The sequence below is a fragment of the Acinetobacter sp. YH12142 genome, from assembly GCF_013418435.1.
Lineage (GTDB): Bacteria > Pseudomonadota > Gammaproteobacteria > Pseudomonadales > Moraxellaceae > Acinetobacter > Acinetobacter amyesii.
Genome location: NZ_VPCB01000006.1, coordinates 190,402 through 209,842, shown reverse-complemented (window position 1 = coordinate 209,842; position 19,441 = coordinate 190,402). Strand labels below are relative to the sequence as shown.

Sequence of the window (19,441 nt, the reverse complement as noted above, 5' to 3'; positions counted from 1 at the left end):
TATGGCTGCATTACCATCCTTAAGACAGCTGTCATATCTAGTAACACTGTCAGAAACGCTACACTTTACTGAAGCTGCGCGTCGTTCTTTTGTCACCCAGTCTACTTTGTCTGGCGGGATCATGGAACTTGAGCGTTTACTAGGTGGCGTATTGGTAGAACGCGACCGTCAAAACGTGCGTTTAACTCCTCTTGGCGAACAAGTTGTCGGACGAGCCCGAGTTCTATTGGCAGATGCGCAAGACCTAATGCGTTTAAGTCGTGAAATGAGCGAACCTCTAACGGGTGATTTACATCTAGGGGTCATTCCTACTATTGCGCCATTCTTACTTGCGCCATTATTAGAAGAAGTGCATAAGCAATTACCAAAAATTCAGTTGCATTTACACGAAGCACAAAGTGAAAAAATTGTTGAGAAACTCGAGCACGGTAATCTAGATATCGTATTACTTGCTCTTCCTTTCGATACACGTAGCTTGAAAGTTGCAGAAGTAAACAAAGAAAAATTGTTCTTGGTGTACAACAAAGCTGACCAAAATGCAGCTCAAGCAAAATCGTTAGACGACTTAGATTTATCTCGTTTAATGTTGCTTGAAGAAGGCCATTGCTTACGTGATCATGCTTTGAGTGCTTGCCCAATTGGTGAGCGTAAAAATGACCATCGTTTAAAAGCAAGCTCATTGCCAACTTTGGTTGAAATGGTTTCCGCAGATTTAGGCTTTACCTTATTGCCTGAAATTGCAGTTCATACCAATATGATCAAAGCCAATGAAGATTTGGCTGTGAAAGAAATAGAAGCTAGTCCTACACGCACATTAGCATTGGTAACGCGTAAAAGTACGCCGCTTCAAAGTGAATTTGATGTATTGCTTCAAATCTTGCAGAAAATCACCAGTAATCTGCACTAATTCAATCCATGAATATTAAAGAGAGCCCTGTGCTCTCTTTTTTATTTTGCAGAAATTAATAATCCAGAAATAATAATATTGAGATGAATTTAAAATTTAAAATAAAAATATAGTATCTAGAAAAAAGAAAAGGCTAACCCAAATAGGTAGCCTGATAAGGTAATATATGACTTGATGTATATCTCAATTCATCGCCTCGATAATATCTTCACACTAGCCAGATAAGTAAGAAGATTAATACATCTTAGTAAAATATAACTTTCGTTAAAATCACTAGTTTCAGGTATTTTAGATAAAGTACGTCTGATTCATTTTCAAAGGGCTTTTTTCATAATTATGTTTTGTGCTATAAAATAACCATACATGAGAAATAAATCACATTATTTTAAATAGTCACTAATATTCATGTTTAAAATAACTAAGCAATAGGTGAATATTAACTCACATCAGAAACAGTTCAATTTATTAGTTGTCAAAATACTGCTTTCACATTTCATTTATTATTTTCAATTCGAATCGAAATCTGATGATTATTTAATCAATATTCTAAAAATAAAAACGAAAAAACTATAAATCTTTGCATTCAACATAATGAAAAACACAAAAAACCATACATTAATTAAATTCTATTATATCACAATAACTTAATTATACTTTGATGTATAAATCACTACTTCTAGGTATATTTTTCTAATTCACTTCCATGCACATTATGGAAATGCAATTTGATTAAAAATAATAAATGAGCGAAATGTATGATGAGTGAATTTTTATTACCAGTACCCGTTTTGATCATTGATCATCAATCAATGACTTCAAAAACAGTGCTGTTTAACATCTTAGGAGACCTCGGTTATCCTGAAGACCTCATTACATTTTCAGAAAATTTAGCAGATGCAGAACAACAAATTTTCAATCAATTGCCCAATTTAATCTTTTTAGTGGTCACGCAACAGTCTGATATCTCATTCATACATAAAATTAAGAAAATCTATCCTTCAAGTAATCTCATCATTTTAGTCAATGAACAGTCTGCAGATTTAACTTTACATGCGATTCAGTTAGGTGCAACTGCCTATATGTTGATTCAACAACCAATTGAAGACACTTATAACCAACTGAAAACCATTTTAAGAGGTGGCGCTGCCCTTCATCCTAGTTTTGCTAAATTTTTATTGAGTGAAACTTTTAGTCCGCAAAATGCAGCGCCGAAGCAGCTCAGTCTAAATCCAGCTGAATATCAAATTTTAGATATGGTCAGCCATAGTGCGACTCAAGAGCAGATGGTCAATGAATTAAAACTTTCTACTTATCAAATTGATGGTTTTGTCAAAAATATCTACCGCAAAATTTGTAGCTACAGCTAAATTTAGCTGAGATAAAGGATTCAAAAACAATTTATAAATTTAAAAAAATAAAGGGAGCAGATGCTCCCTTTTACTTTGTTTAGCATATTTATTTAAATGCATCTAAAAGTACATGCTGTGAATTATGTGCTTCTTCGCCCTCTTGAACATAGGAACGAATCCAACGTCCATCACTTTGGAGTAACCAAGCTTGCTGATTATCTTTTAGATAATTCACTAAACCTAATTGATAAATACGCTTTTTCAAGGCTGGATCTTCAATTGGGAAACAGGCTTCCACACGATTAAATAAATTACGATCCATCCAGTCTGCACTTGAACAGTAAATCCGTGCATCGCCATTATTACTGAAATAATATACTCGGGTATGTTCTAAGAAACGGCCAACAATAGAACGTACGCGAATATTTTCAGACAGCCCCGGTAATCCCGGACGCAAACAACAAATAGAACGAATAATTAAATCAATCTGTACACCCGCTTGTGACGCTTCATACAGTTTATTGATCAACTGAACTTCAGTTAATGCATTAACCTTGACAATGATTTGCGCAGGCTTACCTGCTTTAGCATTAGCAATTTCATTATCAATATAATTGATCAGTTGAGCATGTAAGGTAAATGGCGCATGCAGCAATTTTTTCAACTTCGCCATTTTGCCCATACCGGTCAGCTCTTGGAAAATGCGATGTACATCCTCGCAGAGTTCTTTATCGGTGGTTAATAGGCCATAATCGGTATAGATACGCGCATTGCCCGCGTGATAGTTACCCGTACCTAAATGCACATAACGCACCAATTTATTATTTTCACGGCGTACCACCAAAATCATTTTGGCATGGGTCTTATAACCCACGATGCCATACACCACCACTGCGCCCGCTTCTTGTAATACATTGGCTACAGCAATATTTGATTCTTCATCAAATCGTGCACGAAGCTCAATTACTGCGGTAACCTCTTTGCCATTACGTGCTGCTTCCGCTAAAACTTGCACAATTTCAGAGTCTGCACCACTTCGATAAAGCGTTTGTTTAATGGCCAAAACTTGTGGATCACGTGCAGCTTCACGCAGTAGGTTAATTACAGGTGCGAATGATTCAAAGGGATGGTGTAGCAAAATATCTTGCTTTTGCATCGCACTAAAAATGTTTTCAGATTTTTTGAGTACTTTCGGTATAACAGGAATATGCGCGTCATAACGTAGATGTGGACGTTTAAAGTTTGACAGTAAACGTGCAAGGTTAACTGGTCCATCTACTTTATAGAGTTGCTCTTCTTCTAAATCGAACTCATCAAGCAAATATTCATAAATATGCTGCGGACAATTTTCTGTCACTTCCAAGCGAACGGCGCGACCAAAACGACGTGAATTCAACTCACCTTTGAGGGCTTTAGCCAAATCTTCAACATCTTCATTTAAAGCCAAATCGGCATTACGCGTCACGCGGAATTGGTAGCAACCCGTCGCCGTCATGCCGGGAAACAAATCAGAGACATGTTCATGAATAATTGCCGATAGCATCACATGATGCTCTTTGCCACCGGTTAATTCATCAGGAAGCCGAACGACACGTGGCAGCGAACGTGGTGCAGGTACAACGGCTAAGTCAATCTGACGGCCAAACGCATCCTTCCCTTCTAAAGTCACAATAAAATTCAACGACTTGTTGACCAAGCGAGGGAATGGATGTGCGGGATCTAAGCTAATTGGCGTTAAGACTGGAGCAACTTGCTCTTGAAAATATTTTTTCACCCATGCCGACTGTGCAGGGGTTAACTCACCACGACGTAAGAAGCAAATATCTTCTTCACGCAGTTTGGGTAAAATTTCTTGATTTAAAATACGATACTGGCGCTCAATTGCCGCATGCGCTGTCGCAGAAATTTCATCTAATACTTGTTTTGGTGTTAAGCCATCTGGACTGCGGCTTTCATTACCTAAGTCTAGCTGTTCCATCATTCCCGCAACACGAATTTCAAAAAATTCGTCTAAGTTACGTGAAAAGATCAGCAAGAAATTCATGCGTTCAAGTAATGGATGTATCGGATCAACCGCTTGTTCGAGCACACGCAGATGAAAGTCGAGAATCGATAACTCTCGATTAATATAACGATCATTATAAGTATATTCAGTAGGTACTTGCGCGACTTCAGCTGCGGTATTCATTTCAAACCCATATTAAAAAATGTGTGCTGTACTCAGTTTAGTATGCTTCAAATTTGTGACAATTTCATAAAAAAAGCCCATTAATATGAGCTTTTTGTTGTAATTCAAATCACTGCCATGCCATTTGACGAGTGTTTAGATCGTTCTTAATCTGGGATATGGCTATAACGCATATATTTTTGGATCATGCGCTTACGATAATTTAGCTTACGATCTTGTCGATTTTCATCATAATATTTTGGATTGGGTAAAATAGCCGCAATAAACGCTGCTTGCTCTCGACTCAAACTCCTTGAACTTTTACCAAAGTAGTGCTGTGTTGCAGCTTCTACGCCGTAAATGTTATCCCCAAACTCAACCGAGTTGAGATATACCTCTAAAATGCGTTGCTTCGTCCACATGCGCTCCATCATCCATGTTGCAACGGCTTCCTGCCCTTTTCGAATAAATGAACGCTTGTTATACAAAAATAAGTTTTTTGCCAATTGCTGAGAAATGGTAGACCCACCTGCGACTACTTTGCCTTTATCTTTATTGCGTTCTAAGGCATTTTGCATGCCTTCCCAATCAAAACCTTTGTGTTGTAAAAACTTGCCATCTTCCGCGGCAACAACAGCATGTTTGACATAATCACTGATTTGGTCGTAATCACGCCATTCATGCTTAATCGGTTTAGACGGCTCTGACCAATAATCTAATCGCATCATCATCGTGGATTCCACAGGATGTGTACGCCACCACACCAGACTACCAAAGATCCAAAGCTGCACCAAAAGCACAAGACTGACAAGAATTAACAATGTACGAACAATAAAGGCTTTCATGTCAGTGTGTTACTCCAGAAATTCTGTTTTTTCATGTTAAGCTTATTTTTAAATTTTTTGACACAGTACAAGAATAGCATGTCTGAACTCAGCCCTCCTGCTGTATCAACCCGTAAGCTGCAAATCCAACTGTGGTGGATCACGGCACTCTTAATTACCATCAATGTTGGACTCTTTGGCTGGCAAGTGTTGCATGGAATGAACGTAAGCCAACCCGACACACTGGATGCTTTGCGTTGGGGTGCTGATTATGCACCTTTAACCTTTTTAGAGGAACCCATCCGCTTATTCAGCAGTATGTTTTTTCATTTTGGCCTGATTCACTTGATGTTGAATATGTGGGCTTTGTATATTTTTGGCAGTGTTGCCGAGCAAATGTTAGGTCGTTTCTACTTCCTCGGCCTGTATGTTTTAGCCGGACTGATGGGAAGTTTATTGAGTGGGTATTTAACCATTCAGGACAGCTATGCATTATTGGCCGAAGGTGCAGCCAATCAGCAACTTTTTCCGAGTATTGGTGCAGGCGCATCGGGTGCAGTGATGGGTCTCGGTGCAGCGCTGACGATTATTTCGCTGCTCCCCATTTTACCTAAACAGCAATTTTATCTGGATAAAAAAACTTTATTAATGGTGATGGGCATTAACCTCGCGATGGGCTTTATGATCAGTGGAATTAATAATGCCGCGCATATTGGCGGCATGTTGATGGGGGCTGCGTTGGCTTTTATTTGGTATTTAGGACAAAAAGTACATCAATCCCTAATCATTCAAATGATCGGTCTAATCGCCGCAACTGTCGGATGCTACCTGTTTTATCTGCATTGCCAACAATTAATCCAACCGATTTTACCGCTTTGGGAACACTTTATCCTGCTGATGAAGCAATCTCTCGCAGCACGTTAAACAGTGGAATGAACCCTGTGGCTATCAACACAGATATGTTGAAAACACATCAAATCATGTCTAAACCTGGACTGCGCACTGGGTTCCTGCTCCACTCTTAACTTGCTCGGCTGTTAACCATCTCCCCCCTTAACTATTTAGTTCACGTAAGCTTTCTAAGGGTGGGATGTCGCAAAGATAACTTAAGCGATAACGTCCGATCAATGTACAGACTAAGGTCATGACCAGTGGGAGGATCAACCAAATCTCTACATGTAGCTGGATGGTCAGTTCCATTTTATAACTGACAATCGCACTGATCACTTCAGCAAAAATACATGCCACAACACCCGAAATTAGCCCCATCAAACCAACTTCCAAACTGAGCATCGACTTTAACTTTTGCTTGGAACTGCCGAAGGACCGCAGTAATGCCACTTCTTTTTTGCGTTCATCCATAAATAAGTTCAAACATGCGACCAAAACTAAAATGCCTGAAATACTGACCAACAGCGCCAAGATGGTAATAATCTGAACCAATACACTGACGATGCGTTTGATCTCATCCAAAATTAGACTGACATCAATAAACACGGTATTCGAAAACTGCTGAATTAGACCAATTAACTGATTTTTATCTTGCGGTGGAACATAGAAGCTCCCCAAGTAACTACCGGCATTTTCATCCATGGTTTGGGGAGAAAAAATAAAGAAAAAGTTTGGACTAAAGCTTTCCCACTCCACACTACGAAGGTTGATCACCTTGGCTTGTAAAATCCCTTCAGGAAGGCTAAAACTCAGTCGATCTCCAATTTGAATACCCAGCTCTTGTGCGGTTTTCACCTCTACCGATACTTCATTAACCTGTTGAAACTGCTGACTGCCCGCGATGATTTGATTATCTTTCGGAAAAGTTGCAGCCTGCGTAAGATTCAATTCACGGCGTAATGAATTATTGCTTTTAATTAAGGCATCCGAAAAAGGGAGATCATTTTTGGCAACTAATCGTCCACGAATATTCGGGTACATCGGCGTCCCTTGCCAGCCATGCTGCTTGAGTTGTTGATTAAAATCCTGCAACTCAAATGGCGGTAATCCATAGACAAATTGGTTAGGTGTCCCTTGTGGTAATTGTTGTTGCCAACGTTCCAGCAAATCTGTACGTAATACCGCTAAAACCGTAATCAGACTTAGACCCAATGCTAATGCGGTAATTTGAAATGCCGTTTGATACGGTGTGCGTATATACGCTGAGATTTTCGTCCCCCAACTTTTCAAAGCCTTTAAACTGAGCCAGACCATCATATATAGGCCAACACACAGGAAGATGATGGCGCAAATCAGCCACAGGGTGAGTTGTAAATTTTCAGTTAATACCCCACAAAACACCACCAAACTGAGTGTGCCGAAACTGAGCATCCAAAGTATGGAACGTACAGAACGCTCTTGTTGTCGTATCACCCGTGCTGACGGTGTCCCTAATAATTGCCAAAGACTTGGAAGAACAAATCCTAATAGCACAATCGCACTGGTGAATATTGCAATTGGAAGCGGGCCAAGCAGCATAGACAGGGCTGAAAACTCTAATTGTAAATTTGGAATCAGCTGTAGCATCAGTTGCAATAAGCCAAACCCAAATCCCAGACCAATCAAACTTCCAAACAGGATTGAAAGCCCGAGTACAACCAACAGTAAAGCCAAATAAGCACTTAATATTTGCTGTTTGGTCGACCCAATACAGCGCATCAGTGCAATGGCATCCTGATTTTGTTGGACATAGCGCTGACTGGTTAATGCGATGGCGATACCACAAAGTAGAATGGTTAAAATATTCGCAAGTTGTAAAAACGTTTCTAGGTTGGCAATCGGCTTCATCAAGCGGGTATTGCCTTCACTGGCATTTCTCATTTTTAAACTGCTTTGAGCTGCATCCTGAACCTGCGCATGATCTGATTTAGCAGTACGGTTTTCGCTTTGATCACCAAATTTTTGCTTATACAGTTTTTCAAAGCGCTGGGTATTTTGTGCATCTCCAGCCATTAACAGGCGATATTCAATCCGACTCCCGACTTGGATGGCATTGGTTCTCGCCACCTCAGACTGCGCAATCATAACCGTCGGTGAAAAACCACTGAAGCCAAGCTCTTGATTGGTATCATGAATGATTTTGGCACTGACTTGAAAAGCAGCATCGGCAATATTGATCTGATCTCCAACCTTTACACCCAATAAATCCATGGCACGAGGACTTAACCAGACCTCACCTGCTTGTATGGAACGGTTTAGTTTCGGTTCTGTTTCGAGTTCACCTCTTAATGGAAATGCAGCATCAACGGCTTTGACATTGACCATGACAAATTGCTGATCAGTATGCGCCATGCTGCTAAATAGCGTGACATTGGATTGTTTTAATTGCTGTGTTTTGGCTTGTTGTTGCCACTCTTGTGGAATTGGTTCATTGGCTGTCAGCACCAAATCTGCTGCCAACATTTCAGCAGCTTGTAGCGCTACAGCATTTTGAATTTGTACATTACTAAACTTTAAAGCCGTGGTGGCACTGATCGCCAAGGTCAGTGTGATCAATAATAAATACACACCCGTGGTTTTAAAACTCAGTTGTAAGAGTGGTCGAAACAGTGCCAAAAGATTCATGTAGCATCTCCTGTTCGATGCTCAATCAATTGACCATTGACCAATTCAAAATGGCGCTGACATTGACGGGCCAAATCGGCATCATGCGTCACCAATACCAAAGTGGTTCCCATTTCACGATTTAACTGAAATAACAGTTGTTCAATTTCCTGTGCCGTTGCACTGTCTAAATTACCTGTCGGTTCATCTGCAAAGATCAGATCGGGTTCACTCACCAAAGCACGGGCAATCGCAACCCGTTGCTGCTCACCACCGGATAAAACTTTGGGAGCTTGATGCGCTTGTCGTTCTAGTCCGACCTTTGCTAACAGTTTTAATGCTTTTTCTTCTGCGGCTTTGACCTGAAAATTTGCTTGTAGCCGTAGCGGCAGCATGACATTTTCCAGAGCCGTTAAATGTGGCAACAACTGGAAAGACTGAAAGACAAATCCAATATGAGCCAAACGGACTTGAGCACGCTGTTCTTCATTTAATAAATGAATATCTTGACCACAGACCCGTAATTGTCCCGAACTGGCCTGATCTAGTGTTGCCAAAATACCCAACAAGGTGGATTTACCTGAACCAGAACGACCAGTAATCGCAACTTGTTCCCCTGCAAAGATTTCAAGATCGAGTTGTTCAAAGATCGATAACTGTTTTTGTGGAAGTTGTATCTTTTGTGTCAATTGCTGTGCAGAAATAATCGCCTGTGGCATGATGTCAACATCTGTCGTGAGTTGGGTCATATCTTCCCTATATGCAAAATCGCATTCAAAATAATCGTCTATTGAGTTACTTGCTGGCTATTGCACTGATGTTCTGCCCGATGCTGCTCTCTGCCAAAACCATTATGATTTTGGGCGATAGCTTAAGTGCGGGTTATGGTGTTTCAGTGCAGCAAGGCTGGGTTCACTTATTACAAAAACGTCTAGACCAACAGTATCCGAAACAACATAAAGTGGTCAATGCAAGTGTCAGCGGTGAAACCACCAGTGGTGCTTTGGCACGACTGCCTAAACTGTTGCAGACCCATCGTCCAGACCTTGTGGTGATTGAGTTAGGTGGTAATGACGGTTTACGCGGACAACCCCCTGCACAAATTCAAAAAAATTTAGCGCAGCTGATTCAAAAAAGCCAACAGGCCAAATCGAAAGTGATTTTATTTGGAATGAAAATTCCACCGAATTATGGCAAGGCATATAGCCAAGCTTTTGAAAATAACTATCAAGTGTTGAGCCAACAGTACAAAGTCAAATTATTACCTTTCTTTATGCAAGGGGTGGCGGGACATAAAAACTTAATGCAACAAGATCAGATTCACCCTAATGCCAAAGCGCAACCAATTTTGCTGAACAATGCTTATCCATTAATTAAAGCAAACTTATAAATTTAGTGGGTGAAAATGGATTCGTTAAAAAAGGCGCTTCATTTGAGCGCCTTTTTTTAAATCTTGTATTTACTGTAGTTTGCTTAGAAATCGTAGAAGCTTACTTCACCCGTTTCGAGTGAATACTCAGCGCCCACCACTTTTAATTTGCCTTGCGCAATTAAGTTTTCAAGGACTGCTGAACCATGACGCAGTTGATTCACTGAGGCAAAAACATTTGAACGTACTGCATGCATTGAAAGTTTTTCGAGGTCATCTTTCAATTCAGTTTGCATGAGTATTTCTACAGATGGACGAACGCGGTTCACAATCGACATCAAGTTTGCTGATGGTGGTGTCGCAGGGTTAGTTAAAGCTTCAATCGTAGAATGAATTGCGCCACAGTGTGTATGACCCAATACAATGACCACAGGACATCCAAAGCTTTCTGCTGCAAATTCCACGCTACCGACTTGAGACGGTGCCACAATATTACCTGCAACACGAATCACGAATAAATCGCCTAAGCCTTGATCAAATACCATTTCAGCAGGAACACGTGAGTCTGAACACCCTAAAATAATTGCAAAAGGTTCTTGGCTTTCGGCCATTTCAGCACGTTGTTGATGCGTCAAAAGCTTTGGGTGATTCGTTTCACCGTTTACAAAACGTTGATTCCCTTTTTTTAAACGATCTAAAGCTTCTGCTGCTGCTAGCATGTTCTAATTACCCTTATCCGAAGTTGCAATATTTTAATCCCAGTCGAATCGATTGTCACTTGCAAAAACAATTGCTGTGAATTTTTTCTACGACGATGCAACTTGATAGAAAATGCTACTCTACATTCATCAAAAAAAATTATTTTTTCTGTAATGGTTCACATTATTAAAACGCAAGTTTAACCACGTCAAAAAAGCAATGGATGACAAAGGTCATTTTTAATTTACAATATATTTCATAAATATACGCTTTTGCTATTTCAGCCCATTCTGATAATAGTCATATAAATGATCTAAAAAATATCTCGATTCGATTTAACTGGGGTAAACGTCAATGAAAGGACATCATTCACGCGTTTTTGGCTTTTTCAAGCTAGCAACAATTTGCTGTATGACGTTTACTGCCAACCATGCTTTGGCTGCAAATCCGTCTCCCATCAGCAAAAACTTGGCCGTACCCTCTATCGTGCAAAACTATTTGAGCCAAGAACGTAAAGCGGCTGGTTTAGTTACACATAGCGTTCAAGTCGGCAATGTGAATTGGAGTTATAGCGAAGGCGGTCAACGCTCTAAACCTACCATTTTGCTGATTCATGGTTTAGGCGGCACACGTGATAATTGGAATCGTGTTGCGCATTATTTAACACCGAACTATCACGTGATCATCCCTGACCTTCCGGCCAATGGCGATACGCATGTCCCTGTCGATTTTGATGTCTCAGTGCCGAATGTCACGGAACAACTACGCCAGTTTGTCCTTAAAATAGATATTGAAGATAAACTGAATGTTGCAGGTCACTCATTGGGTGGTTCCATTGCCACGGTATATGCCTCTCAATATCCCTTTGATACCCAAAGCCTATTTTTACTCAACAGCGCGGGCATTTATAAACAGGCCAATACCAGTTATACCCGCGACCCGTATAAACTTAAAAATTTAATCGTTTCAAAACCGGGTGATTTAGATGATGTTATGCATAAACTCATGCAAAATCCGCCCAATGTTCCAACACAGCTTAAAGAAGCGCAGGAAAATATCTTAATTGCGCGTGCGCCCTTCACCAGTAAAATGATCGATCAAGTCGTCACACTCAATCGAATCTACACCCCTGAAACTTTTGCTCGATTAACACGAACGGTGGAAGCACCAACCCTGATCCTTTGGGGCAAACAAGATAAAATCTTTAATGTTGAAGTGGCTGGCGAACTCAAGTCTTTACTGAAACGTGCAGAAACCCCTGTAATTTTAAATAACGTCGGTCATATGCCAATCTTAGAAGCCGAACAACAAGTTGCAGACCATTACTTACCTTTCCTTGCGAAAAGTCAAAAGTTTAAAAATCCTTTGGTAGATAAACTGATTCAGTTAAACTGAGCATTCGCCATTTTTAGATACCCATCACTGGGGCTTCAGGGAAAGTATGCAGAAAAACCCGATGATTGAGCAGTTGATTGACGCTCAACTGAACTTTTTAGATCAGAGCTTTTCACACAATGATACCGTAGCCACTGAATTCACCCATTTTTATCAATGGTTTCGTAAACAATCTTTGCAGCAAATTTGGAGTTTTGATCAAATCAATGCCTTGTTGCAGAAACAAATTATAAATACCCCTGCAAGTCAATTTCTAATTGAGCAAATTGCTGAACATATCAAATTTGCACTGATTCACCCTGCAAATGACAGCACTACGATTGCCGAAATCATTCCAGTGTTGACCATCGATAAAATTGCACAGTATGTGGCAAGTAAACAGGGACATCGTCAGCGTTTAATTCATACCATGGTCAACAATCCTGCATTTTCAGCCATGATCAGTCAATTGATTCAACATGCGATACAAGATTATTTAGATAATTCGGTGATTGCAAAATCGGTCCCCGGTGTTTCACGATTTATGAAAATGGGGAAATCGGTACTGGAAAACGTCACAGATACCAATTTAGATAATGCGGTCAGTAAATATTTGCAAAAGAATATTTTAAAGCTCAGTCAAATGAGTGAAACCGTGTTAAATCAGCACTTTGATGATCATAAGCTGTACCATTTTCAAGCCAATTTGTGGCATAAAATAAAAGCGCTGCCAGTTTCGGTATTAAAGAACTATGTTGAAGTTCAGGACTTGCCGCAAACAGTTGCCATGGGCCATGAAATTTGGGACTTTATGCGACAGTCTGAGTATATGAAACAGCAAGTGCATGATGGCGTATACGCTTGGTACGTGCGTAATGCAGAACGCCCTTTTGATTTATTGCTGCGTGATTTAAATATTGATGAAGCACTGATTCAGCATGAACTTCAAAACTTACTCAATCCAATCGTACAACAGATGATAGAGTCGGGTTATATACGTGAGCGTTCCCGTCTGTATCTAGAACAGTTTTACTACTCATGTGAAGCACTGAAAATTTTAAATATCCAAGCATAAAAAAAGCCGCGTTAAGCGGCTTTTCTTTTGGAAATACTTAGAACTGGTATTTCAAACTTGCATAGTAAGCACGACCCGGCTCGTTATATGTTTGGTTGACCGTTTTATCACGCAGTTTTTGCTCATCAAATAGGTTATTCACACCGATACGAGCACTCAAATCCGCATTAAATTTATAACCAAAGTTAATGCCTGCAATGCCATAACTTTTCACGCTATCCATCGCCAAGCCATCTTTGCTTTCAAGACTGGTTTCTGCATATTGACGTGGTTTTTGACGTCCATATTGGGTATAGACAAAGTTACTGTCTAATCGATCCGTGATGTTGTAGTTCAAAATAGAGTTCAGCGTGTAATTCGGAATAATCGACAGCGGATTACCAGTACGTTTATCTTCAGAGTTGATCATATAGGTAACGTTATTGGTCCACGTGATATCCCCCCAGTCCAAAGAAATACTTCCTTCAACACCTTCTACCAAGGCTTCAGGCGTATTCATCCAACGCAGTACATTATACGTTGTACCATTTACTTCTAGTTCTTCCAGACGCGTATCCCCTGCAACGATCTTATTTTTATAATCATTACGGAACCATGCAAAGCTTGTATTCACGATGTCTTTTTCGAACTGCACACCTAATTCTTTATTCACTGAAGTTTCAGGTTTGAGATCGCCATTACCTTGTAATAGACATTGGCTCAGCCCAATCGGACAACCATTACCGCGAGTACTTAACAGATAACCTTCCGCATTTTGGTACATATTGGGTGCTTTATACGCCTTAGCCACACCACCTTTTAATGTCCAATAATCGCCAAGCTTTTGCGTAATATTGAGACTTGGACTCCAGCTATCGCCCGATTTACTATGATTATCGTAACGCAGTGCCAAAACAACATCGGTGCTTTCGCCCAAGTTCATATTGTTTTCGATATACGCCGACGCAATACGTGAATCCATGTGTGAACGGTCACCTGAGGTCAGCACATCACCAAAACCGCCTGCGCCAGCTTGTGTATTAACCGTATCTGTAAAGTCATCTTCGACCCATTCAGCCCCTAAAGTTAATACTTGTGGTACATACCATTGGAACGGCAGATTGGCTTCTGCATTAAAGCGAATGGTTTCTAGATGTGACGTTTGTTTATTTTCAAGATTATTAATCTGCCCCTCAGTACTACCGCCTGTTCCTTCAGGTAGGCGTTTATTTTTGGTTTTGTCATATTGTGCAATGAGTTTACTATCACCCCACCCCCACGTGCCTTCATGGGTTAATGCAAAACTATCACGATAAATGGTATTGGTTTCTTCCCCAATTAAAGCGGATAAAATTGGCGCTTTATTTGGATCGGCTGGATCAAATACACTGTTTTGACTGTCACCCGCAAAACGGTTGCCTTGGCGGCCAACACTTGCGTCAAACATCAAGACTTGTTGATCATTCAACTGCCAAGCCAAACGCCCTGCGATATCTTTATTTTCAACGCCTTCTCGGCCCGCCATACGCGCGCCATTGTCCATTAAGGCATTAATATCCGCAGCATCTGAATCAGTTTTGTTATAACTTCCGTATAAACGATATGAAAGGACATCTTTGAGAATTGGCCCGCTCAAGTTAAAGCTTTCACGGTGACTTGCACCCTCTTTAGCATCCTCAGGCTGATTAGTAAAGACCTCCACAGAGCCATGCACTTCATTGGTCACTTTCTTGGTTTTAATATTGACCACACCACCCATCGCACCTGAACCATATCGAGCTGCAGCTGGACCACGCAGTACCTCAATCGATTCAATGGCATCTGCAGGCACCCAGTTCGAATCGCCACGTGTATCACGCTCACCGCGCCAGCCATAACGTACTGAGTTTCTCGAATTTACAGGCTTGCCATCAATTAAGATCAACGTGTTTTCAGGCCCCATACCACGGATATCAATCTGACGGTTATTACCACGTTGGCCTGTCGCACTGTTACCAGTCAAATTCACACCTGGCATACGGCGAACATACTCTGAAATATCATTTACAACCGGCATTTTTTCTAAATCTTCTGCCGTAATTTTTGAAGCACCTAATGATTGTTTAACTTGTTCTGCTGCGGTAACAACAATGGTTTCCATCTTCGTTACGGATTCGTCTGTTGCTTCAGTTTGCACATTTTCTGCATGCGACAAACTCACCAATGCACAGAGGATTGAAAGTGTAAGCGTTGATTTGAATAGTTGTTTGGTCATTGAGTGCTTCCAAATGAACATATTTATGAAGAAATCTTGAATATTGTGTTGCACATTGTAAACACAGGAAACAATATTGCAACTAATTTTAATAATCATTCTCATTTATATTTATAATATAGCTTATCATCTCGCTGTAAAAACATCAGAAATCATTTAAAAATCTTCGTTTTATTTGATTTAGACAATAAAAAAAGCCGCATCATTGCGGCTTTTTATAACAATACTGAACTTATTTGAAATAAGCACCTTCAGTATTACTGTGATCCGTTTGGTCAACAACGCGCATTAATTCAGGTACATGCTGCTTCAATGTTGTTTCAACACCTTGTTTCAAGGTTAAATCGATTGAAGAACAACCTTGGCAACCACCACCGAATTTAAGCACAGCAGTTAAACCATGTTCTGCATCTTCAACCACTTCTACCAATGCACAGTTACCACCATGACCTGCAAGGCCAGGATTAATTTCTGACTGTAGAACATAAGTGATACGCTCTTCTACAGAGGCATCTGGACCCACACGTGGCACTTTTGAGTTTGGCGCACGGAAAGTTAACTGACCACCAAAACGGTCTTTGTTATAGTCAATCACCGCATCCAAAAGATATGGAATAGACGGTGTGTCAATAAATGCAGGGAAATCTGGATAGTCTTGTTTATAGTCTGTAGGCACAACTTCTTCTGGTGCACTGTAAGCCATACAACATTCAGCACGTGGCGTACCCGGATTTTCCACAAAAACACGTACACCAATGCCCGGTGTATTTTGTTTATCCAAAAGATCTTTCAAATACTCTTGGGCATTTGGAGTGATCAATAGGTTTGGAATTTCTTCAGCAACTGCTGTGCTGTTGTTCTCAGTCGACATTACAATATTTCCTCAAGCTGAAGTCGCTATTTTAACTTAAGATGCGGGGCATTAGAAAAAAATCAACTAAAATTGTCGGAATTATTCTGAAAGTTCACGCTTTAGGCAGTTTTAATGGCATTATTGAGCATAAATTTTAACAAGTAGAATAGTCATATATGTTGGGTCTACCCTTTAACCACACCGTGACCATTATCCTAATTACGGTGGTGATTTCACTGATTGCATTTTCAAATCAGAAAGTGATGAATCGTTTGTTATTTTGGCCGCCAGCCCTCAGTCGTGGCGAGTATGACCGATTTATTAGCCATGGCTTTATTCATGCAGATGGCGCGCACCTATTGTTCAATATGATTACCTTATTTTTCTTTGGTAGCGTGATTGAAAGTTTTTATCGCCAATATTTCTTCGACATGGGCTTTGTGCTGTTTTATTTAGGCGGTTTGATCGCTGCGATTATTCCGAGTTATTTAAAACATAAGCATGATACCCATTGGGCAAGTTTAGGGGCTTCTGGGGCAGTGTCTGCGGTACTCTTTGCGTATATCTTGTTTGAACCGTGGAAACTGATTTTTGTATTCTTTATTCCTGTTCCCGCGATTATTTTTGCCGTGCTGTATGTAGCTTACAGTATCTGGTCAGGTAAACGTGGCAACAGCAATATTAACCACAGCGCACACCTTTGGGGCGCAGCGTATGGTGTAATCATGACGATTATTCTTGAACCAAAACTCATTCCACATTTCTTAAGTCAGTTATTAAACGTTCCTTTCTAAACGTTAAGTCTAAAAAATCAGCTGGATTTAACCTAAAAAATGACAGCCTAAACCGTTTCAGTTTAGGCTTTTTTTATTGTGCAGCGTTAAGCCGCATGTCCTTTGATCTTTTCTTTAGCCAATTTCCCACATCTACAACACTGCACTTTGAATATCGAGCTATACAATTTCACAGCAGATTGAAACGCTATCTTCCCTTGCCCTGATTTAAACTGAAATGACACAGAATAAAAAAGGGAAAATTCCAATGAGAATAGTCCTGATGTTCTCAAGTTTGTTGTTGACCTGCGTGTTGAGTGCTTGTGCCGTTCACACCCGTGAAGGCAGTATCGTGGTCGACCCAGATCGTAATCACTATCCTTATAAGTACCCAGATCGACATGGCGACTTTTGCCCGCCCGGACAGGCTAAAAAAGGCCGTTGTTGATTTGCCGTTGCTGATTTCATGCCCTCTTCTTTTAAGCCTTCAAACCGAAGGCTTTTTCAATTCCAGCAATAAAATTTGAAGCTGTATATTCTACGAAAGTTCACAAAAGCACATGACAAATCATATAAATCTGGCACTTTATGCCACCCTATTTTTTAATTTGGCATAGATAATGTATACATCTGTATATTAATGACAAAATTAGCTGAGATATTTTGCATGTCGAGTTCAACTGAAGGTCTTCAATTTCCCATTTCGGCTTCAAACCAAAAGCCGAGTACATCTAAAACTGGTCGTGAAATTATCGCTGAAGCCTTAGCTGCAGTTGACCATCACTCTTCTGTACGTGCAAAACAAGAAAAAAACTGGCGTAAAAAATATCCTGAATATTTTAAAGCCTTGGTTGAACAAGGAATTCAATCATCTGAAGCTGCGATCAACATTGCTGAGCAAGGTTTAAATAAAGCGCATCACGTCTTTGAGTTTTATCGTAATCAAGAAAAGTATACGCTCAAAGATGCAGTAGCTTTGACTGCACATCCGCTGCATACCGTGAAATTAAAAGGTGAAAGTGACGCAGCGCCTGAGTGGTATGTGCCCTATCATGGTCAAAAACTTCAAGGTGAGGCTTTACTGGCTCAGATTCAAAAATGGCAAGATGCTGGCATCATTGAAGCCAGTCATGCCGACGCATTACGTGAAGCCATTGCACACCCAGAATGGTTCGATTTGTCAGATCGGACTATGGTGCTTTTTGGTGCTGCCTCCGAAGCTGGCCCTCTGACGTGGTTAACAAAATGGAAAGCCAATATTGTGGCAATCGACCTGAATAATGAACGTGTTTGGGATCGAATCTTAAACACGGTTCAAGCCGGTAATGCCACTTTATATGCACCGAGTCTCGACGCTGTGCATGAAGACACGCCCATTCAAGAACTAAAACACAAATTGGGCGCCAATTTACTGACACACATTCCTGAAATTGCACAGTGGCTTGCACAAAGTGAACATCAACTTGATCTGGCTGCAATTGCCTATTTAGATGGTGAAAAGCATGTTCGTGTTGCAATGGCAATGGACAGCATCATGGCCTATGTCAGCCAGCAAAAAGCCGACACCAGCTTGATGTTTATGTGTACTCCGACCGATGTCTATGCGGTGCCAGAAGAGATTGTTACGGCAGCGCAAGCCAAATTCCAAAACCGTGCTTCTGCACAAAAGCTTTTGACGCAAAGCATTGCGAAAGTCACAGGTCAGCATTTCTTTAAGCAAAATAATGAGCAAACCACCACAGCAGACAATGGAAAATCCTATGGTATCGCTGACTGTCTGGTGGTGGAACAAGGTCCAAACTACGCCCTCGCAAAACGTATCCAACAATGGCGCGCAACTGTGGCACGTCAAAATGGTCAGCGGGTTAGTATCAATATTGCGCCATCCACCACGACTCGCTCAGTGACGAAGAATCCATTATTAAAAGCCGCATTTAATGGGGCGAGTTTATTTGATGTGGAATCGTTTCAACCGGAAACCACCAATGCACTCATGGCTGCTTTATGGATTCACGACTTGAGAAACCCTCAATCGGTTGCTAACCCTGAAACGGCGCTAGACCACCCATTAGAACTCATGATGCATGGTGCCAACCATGGTGGCTTATGGCGTGTGGCTTATTTGGCGCGTACTGCCTTACCTTTTGCAGCGCTGTATGGTTTTGCTGAAGAGAAATTGTCCGTGAAAAAAGTATTGGGACTGTTTAAAAAAGCGTAACTGCATTGGTTCAAATAAGTGTTGAACTTTGCAAAGCTTCAACTCGCTAGTTTGATTGTTCTAATT

16 protein-coding genes are annotated in these 19,441 nt (G+C 40.7%); 9 read left to right on the top strand and 7 right to left on the bottom strand.

Going from position 1 to position 19,441, the window contains the following annotated elements; all coding sequences use genetic code 11:
• Position 1: 1 nt before the first annotated feature.
• A complete protein-coding gene (oxyR, locus tag FTU77_RS06715) occupies positions 2-907 on the top strand; it encodes a LysR family transcriptional regulator OxyR (protein ID WP_078189933.1) in 906 nt (301 codons plus the stop codon).
• A 755-nt stretch (positions 908-1,662) separates the two neighbouring features.
• Positions 1,663-2,274 (top strand): response regulator transcription factor, encoded by a 612-nt coding sequence (locus FTU77_RS06710; protein ID WP_168379235.1) that lies wholly within the window; start codon positions 1,663-1,665, stop codon positions 2,272-2,274.
• An 88-nt stretch (positions 2,275-2,362) separates the two neighbouring features.
• On the opposite strand, the gene ppk1 is transcribed toward FTU77_RS06710, so the two are convergent.
• A complete protein-coding gene (gene ppk1 / locus FTU77_RS06705; protein WP_180055375.1) occupies positions 2,363-4,444 on the bottom strand; it encodes a polyphosphate kinase 1 in 2,082 nt (693 codons plus the stop codon).
• 146 nt (positions 4,445-4,590) lie between these two features.
• Entirely contained in the window at positions 4,591-5,268 is a 678-nt protein-coding gene (mtgA, locus tag FTU77_RS06700; RefSeq protein WP_078193019.1) for a monofunctional biosynthetic peptidoglycan transglycosylase, read from the bottom strand.
• Positions 5,269-5,346: 78 nt separating this feature from the next.
• On the opposite strand from mtgA, the gene FTU77_RS06695 reads away from it, so the two are divergent.
• Positions 5,347-6,171 carry a rhomboid family intramembrane serine protease gene (locus FTU77_RS06695; protein WP_180055374.1) on the top strand — a complete coding sequence of 275 codons (825 nt, stop codon included), beginning with the start codon at positions 5,347-5,349 and terminating at the stop codon, positions 6,169-6,171.
• Positions 6,172-6,300: 129 nt separating this feature from the next.
• On the opposite strand, the gene FTU77_RS06690 is transcribed toward FTU77_RS06695, so the two are convergent.
• Both FTU77_RS06690 and FTU77_RS06685 read right to left on the bottom strand, forming a co-directional pair.
• Positions 6,301-8,802 carry an ABC transporter permease gene (locus tag FTU77_RS06690; protein ID WP_180055373.1) on the bottom strand — a complete coding sequence of 834 codons (2,502 nt, stop codon included), beginning with the start codon at positions 8,800-8,802 and terminating at the stop codon, positions 6,301-6,303.
• On the bottom strand, positions 8,799-9,530 hold the full coding sequence (locus tag FTU77_RS06685; RefSeq protein WP_180055372.1) for an ABC transporter ATP-binding protein: 732 nt from the start codon (positions 9,528-9,530) through the stop codon (positions 8,799-8,801). Before FTU77_RS06685 ends, FTU77_RS06690 begins: the two co-directional genes overlap by 4 nt.
• 11 nt (positions 9,531-9,541) lie before the next feature.
• Here FTU77_RS06685 and FTU77_RS06680 point away from each other — a divergent pair, with 11 nt between their 5' ends.
• Positions 9,542-10,171: an arylesterase gene (locus FTU77_RS06680; RefSeq protein ID WP_180055371.1), complete on the top strand. Its 630-nt coding sequence runs from the start codon at positions 9,542-9,544 to the stop codon at positions 10,169-10,171.
• Between the two features lie 83 nt (positions 10,172-10,254).
• Here FTU77_RS06680 and FTU77_RS06675 read toward each other — a convergent pair whose 3' ends face one another.
• Positions 10,255-10,869: a carbonic anhydrase gene (locus tag FTU77_RS06675; RefSeq protein WP_078189941.1), complete on the bottom strand. Its 615-nt coding sequence runs from the start codon at positions 10,867-10,869 to the stop codon at positions 10,255-10,257.
• A 334-nt stretch (positions 10,870-11,203) separates the two neighbouring features.
• On the opposite strand from FTU77_RS06675, the gene FTU77_RS06670 reads away from it, so the two are divergent.
• Together FTU77_RS06670 and FTU77_RS06665 are read left to right on the top strand one after the other, a co-directional pair.
• Positions 11,204-12,244 carry an alpha/beta fold hydrolase gene (locus tag FTU77_RS06670; protein ID WP_373423849.1) on the top strand — a complete coding sequence of 347 codons (1,041 nt, stop codon included), beginning with the start codon at positions 11,204-11,206 and terminating at the stop codon, positions 12,242-12,244.
• A gap of 46 nt (positions 12,245-12,290) precedes the next feature.
• Entirely contained in the window at positions 12,291-13,298 is a 1,008-nt protein-coding gene (locus tag FTU77_RS06665) for a hypothetical protein (RefSeq protein ID WP_180055370.1), read from the top strand.
• Between the two features lie 37 nt (positions 13,299-13,335).
• Here the strand turns inward: FTU77_RS06665 and FTU77_RS06660 are convergent, their stop codons facing one another.
• Complete coding sequence (locus FTU77_RS06660; protein ID WP_180055369.1) at positions 13,336-15,531, bottom strand: TonB-dependent siderophore receptor; 2,196 nt, start codon at positions 15,529-15,531, stop codon at positions 13,336-13,338.
• A gap of 232 nt (positions 15,532-15,763) precedes the next feature.
• Positions 15,764-16,402: a Fe-S biogenesis protein NfuA gene (gene nfuA / locus FTU77_RS06655; RefSeq protein ID WP_078189947.1), complete on the bottom strand. Its 639-nt coding sequence runs from the start codon at positions 16,400-16,402 to the stop codon at positions 15,764-15,766.
• Positions 16,403-16,560: 158 nt separating this feature from the next.
• Between nfuA and FTU77_RS06650 the strand changes: the two genes are divergently transcribed.
• From FTU77_RS06650 to FTU77_RS06640, 3 genes are all read left to right on the top strand, one after another.
• On the top strand, positions 16,561-17,178 hold the full coding sequence (locus tag FTU77_RS06650) for a rhomboid family intramembrane serine protease (protein WP_111884441.1): 618 nt from the start codon (positions 16,561-16,563) through the stop codon (positions 17,176-17,178).
• Positions 17,179-17,425: 247 nt separating this feature from the next.
• Positions 17,426-17,605 carry a hypothetical protein gene (locus FTU77_RS06645; RefSeq protein ID WP_180055368.1) on the top strand — a complete coding sequence of 60 codons (180 nt, stop codon included), beginning with the start codon at positions 17,426-17,428 and terminating at the stop codon, positions 17,603-17,605.
• A gap of 219 nt (positions 17,606-17,824) precedes the next feature.
• Positions 17,825-19,375, top strand: coding sequence for a hypothetical protein (locus FTU77_RS06640; protein WP_180055367.1), 1,551 nt, complete (start codon positions 17,825-17,827; stop codon positions 19,373-19,375).
• Positions 19,376-19,441 lie beyond the last annotated feature (66 nt).